4 protein-coding genes and 3 tRNA genes are annotated in these 3,005 nt (G+C 52.7%); all 7 read left to right on the forward strand.

Annotated features, from left to right (window positions below; genetic code table 11):
- The first annotated feature begins 74 nt into the window (after positions 1 to 74).
- Positions 75 to 1,028 (forward strand): bifunctional biotin--[acetyl-CoA-carboxylase] ligase/biotin operon repressor BirA, encoded by a 954-nt coding sequence (gene birA, locus OQK_RS13820; protein ID WP_016772932.1) that lies wholly within the window; start codon positions 75 to 77, stop codon positions 1,026 to 1,028.
- Positions 1,018 to 1,770: a pantothenate kinase gene (locus OQK_RS13825; protein ID WP_016772933.1), complete on the forward strand. Its 753-nt coding sequence runs from the start codon at positions 1,018 to 1,020 to the stop codon at positions 1,768 to 1,770. Before birA ends, OQK_RS13825 begins: the two co-directional genes overlap by 11 nt.
- Before the next feature lie 7 nt (positions 1,771 to 1,777).
- The gene (locus OQK_RS13830; RefSeq protein ID WP_016772934.1) at positions 1,778 to 2,209 is read left to right on the forward strand and encodes a hypothetical protein; all 432 of its coding nucleotides are present in this window, start codon (positions 1,778 to 1,780) and stop codon (positions 2,207 to 2,209) included.
- Positions 2,210 to 2,351: 142 nt separating this feature from the next.
- A tRNA-Tyr gene (locus OQK_RS13835) sits at positions 2,352 to 2,436 on the forward strand.
- 25 nt (positions 2,437 to 2,461) lie between these two features.
- Positions 2,462 to 2,535: transfer RNA gene (locus OQK_RS13840), tRNA-Gly, on the forward strand.
- Positions 2,536 to 2,562: 27 nt separating this feature from the next.
- Positions 2,563 to 2,638, forward strand: a tRNA-Thr gene (locus OQK_RS13845).
- An 85-nt stretch (positions 2,639 to 2,723) separates the two neighbouring features.
- On the forward strand, positions 2,724 to 3,005 hold a 282-nt coding region (locus OQK_RS13850; RefSeq protein ID WP_016772935.1), incomplete at its 3' end, for a GTP-binding protein.

Genomic DNA, 3,005 nt, shown 5'->3' on the forward strand with positions numbered 1-3,005 from the left:
TGTGTCCGCTTGATTTCTATGCAACAGCCCGGGGCATGGCTATTATGCGGGCCTCATTGTGAGGCGATACCTGCATGCTGACGTTGTTGAATCTACTGAAGGATGGACGATTCCATTCCGGACAGGACCTGGGTGTTGCCCTGGGAATAAGCCGAAGTGCTGTATGGAAGCAGCTACAACAGCTTGAAGCTGAACTTGGCCTGTCGATCCATAAAGTTCGCGGTCGCGGATATCAATTGTCGACGCCTCTGACGCTCCTTGATCCTCTGGAAATAACCAGGAAGATGCCTCAATGGCCGGTGCGTGTGTTCGACTCTGTTGACTCGACAAATGCCGAAGCTCTGCGCTCCATCAGTGACGGCGCCGCCGCGCCGTTTTTGGTGCTCGCGGAGCGACAATTGGCAGGCCGTGGTCGTCGAGGTCGTAAGTGGGTAAGCCCATTTGCAGAAAATCTTTATTACAGCCTTGTACTCCGCATCGAAGGCGGCATGCGTCAGCTTGAGGGATTGAGCCTTGTTGTTGGCTTGGCGGTGATGCAGGCCTTGCGAAACACCGGTGTGCCCAATGCCGGTTTGAAGTGGCCCAATGATGTTTTGGTGGGTAACAAGAAAATAGCTGGCATTCTGCTCGAACTCGTCGGCGATCCGGCGGATGTGTGTCATGTTGTATTGGGTATAGGAATCAACGTGAATATGCAGGTTGCCGATGAGGTCGACCAGCAATGGACTTCTATAAAACTGGAGTCAGGCAAAGCCTGCGATCGCAATGCTCTGGTGGTTGAATTGAGTAATCAACTCAAGACTTATATCCATAAACACCAGCTCAACGGGTTCGCGAGTCTGCAGGCAGAATGGGCGGAAAATCATCTGTGGCAGGGGCGCTCCGTGTCGTTGATCGCGGGTAACAGCCGTATCGATGGAGTAGTGCTCGGGATTGATAACCAAGGCGGGTTGCGCTTGATTGTAGATGGTGTCGAAAAGGCCTTTAGTGGCGGAGAGCTCAGCCTGAGGTTGCGTGATGATTCTTGAGCTTGACTGCGGCAATAGCTTTATAAAATGGCGCGTGCTGGATGCGTCGGCCAGCGAGCTGGTCTCGGAAGGAGTTGTAGATTCCAATCAGGCTTTGCTTGAGAGCCTACGCATCATAAAGTCACTCTCGCTGCGCAAGTGTCGTTTGGTAAGCGTCAGGACCAACGAGGAAACCAGTGCTTTAACCGAAATGCTTGAGCGCGAGTTCAGTATTCCTATCTCGTGTGCGAAGCCCGCTCGCGAGATGTCTGGTGTTCGAAACGGCTACGAAGACTATGAGCGTCTGGGGCTTGATCGCTGGCTGGCGATGCTTGGCGGCTTTCACCTGGCTGCCGGGAGTGCTTGTCTGGTTCTCGACTTCGGTACCGCGGTTACTGCCGATTTTGTGGGGCCTGACGGTGAGCATCTCGGTGGGTTCATTTGTCCAGGCATGCCTTTGATGCGAAACCAGCTTCGCACCCATACCCGTAAAATTCGTTATGGTGATGAGGCGGCAGAGCGCGCCCTTTCCAGTCATGTCCCGGGGCGTACCACCGTGGAAGCGGTGGAGCGCGGTTGTTCTTTAATGCTGAGGGGCTTTGTTCTCACTCAATTAGAGCTGGCTCGAGCGTACTGGGGAGAGCAATTCACCGTCTTTATTACGGGAGGGGATGCCGAGTTGGTTAAAGGCGTCGCGCCTGACGCCAGGGTCGTGCCCGACCTGGTTTTTGTCGGCTTGGCGATGGCGTGTCCCTTGTCCTGAGGTTTATATGCGTTGGTTGTTCCTGCTCCTAGTGGTTCTCAATGTTTTTTACTATGTCTGGCATCAGCAGGAAGCGCCCTTGCGAGCCAAAGATGTAACGCCCCTTAGTCTGTATCGCGGTGCGCAGCAGGATATCCGTCTACTGAGCGAAACTGCTGGTGAAAGCGGGAGAGGGCAGGTGGTGCCGCGTCAGCAGTGTCTCTTCGTTGGTGGATTTTCTGAAGAGGATTCAATTGCCAGGTTGCAACAGCGCTTGGTGGCGATGAAGGTCAATGCTCAATCCGTGCCGAAAGCTGCTGCAGGAAGCGGTTACTGGCTTGCAGTTGCGCCGGATGGCCAGCCGTTGTTGGGCGATCAGCAGTTGCAAAACCTTTCCAAGGAATTCAATGAGTTAAAACATAAAATAATGCTGTGCGAAGGGGTTGCACCTGCTCAATAGTTTGCATAGAATGGCGCCCGCTCCACAGCGAACACCTTAAACGGGATTCGAAGTGAAGCGTGTCAACGCAGCTAACCTCAGGTTTTTAAATGAGAAAATGCTTGACAGGGGTTTGGCATGATATAGAATGCCGGCCTGATTAGGAGGGGTTCCCGAGCGGCCAAAGGGATCAGACTGTAAATCTGACGTCTACGACTTCGAAGGTTCGAATCCTTCTCCCTCCACCAGATTTAAGCGTGAGCTGCAGGCTCCGCGGGTATAGTTTAGTGGTAGAACCTCAGCCTTCCAAGCTGATGATGCGGGTTCGATTCCCGCTACCCGCTCCAAGTTTGCAGGTTGTGCAAAAGGGTTTTGCTCTTGTAGCTCAGTTGGTAGAGCACACCCTTGGTAAGGGTGAGGTCAGCGGTTCAAATCCGCTCAAGAGCTCCATATAACAAGGCAGATATGAAAATATCTGCCTTTGTTTTAATGGTTGATATTGTTTGTCTAATTTCTTCTGTAGAGGGTGATATCGATGGCTAAGGAAAAATTTGATCGTTCCCTGCCCCACGTCAACGTTGGGACCATTGGTCACGTTGACCACGGTAAAACCACTCTGACTGCTGCTCTGACTCGCGTCTGCTCCGAAGTTTTCGGTTCGGCCGTCGTTGAATTCGACAAGATCGACAGCGCACCAGAAGAAAAAGCTCGCGGTATCACCATCAACACCGCTCACGTTGAGTACAACTCGACTATTCGTCACTACGCTCACGTTGACTGCCCAGGTCACGCTGACTATGTGAAGAACATGATCACT

The sequence above is a fragment of the Pseudomonas sp. R62 genome (assembly GCF_000257605.1).
GTDB classification, from domain to species: Bacteria; Pseudomonadota; Gammaproteobacteria; order Pseudomonadales; family Pseudomonadaceae; genus Aquipseudomonas; species Aquipseudomonas atacamensis.

Bases quoted from the DNA above. Each gene is read 5' to 3' on its own strand.
- birA (WP_016772932.1), top strand. From the start codon at position 75: ATGCTGACGTTGTTGAATCTACTGAAGGATGGACGATTCCATTCCGGA.
- OQK_RS13825 (WP_016772933.1), top strand. From the start codon at position 1,018: ATGATTCTTGAGCTTGACTGCGGCAATAGCTTTATAAAATGGCGCGTG.
- OQK_RS13830 (WP_016772934.1), top strand. From the start codon at position 1,778: ATGCGTTGGTTGTTCCTGCTCCTAGTGGTTCTCAATGTTTTTTACTAT.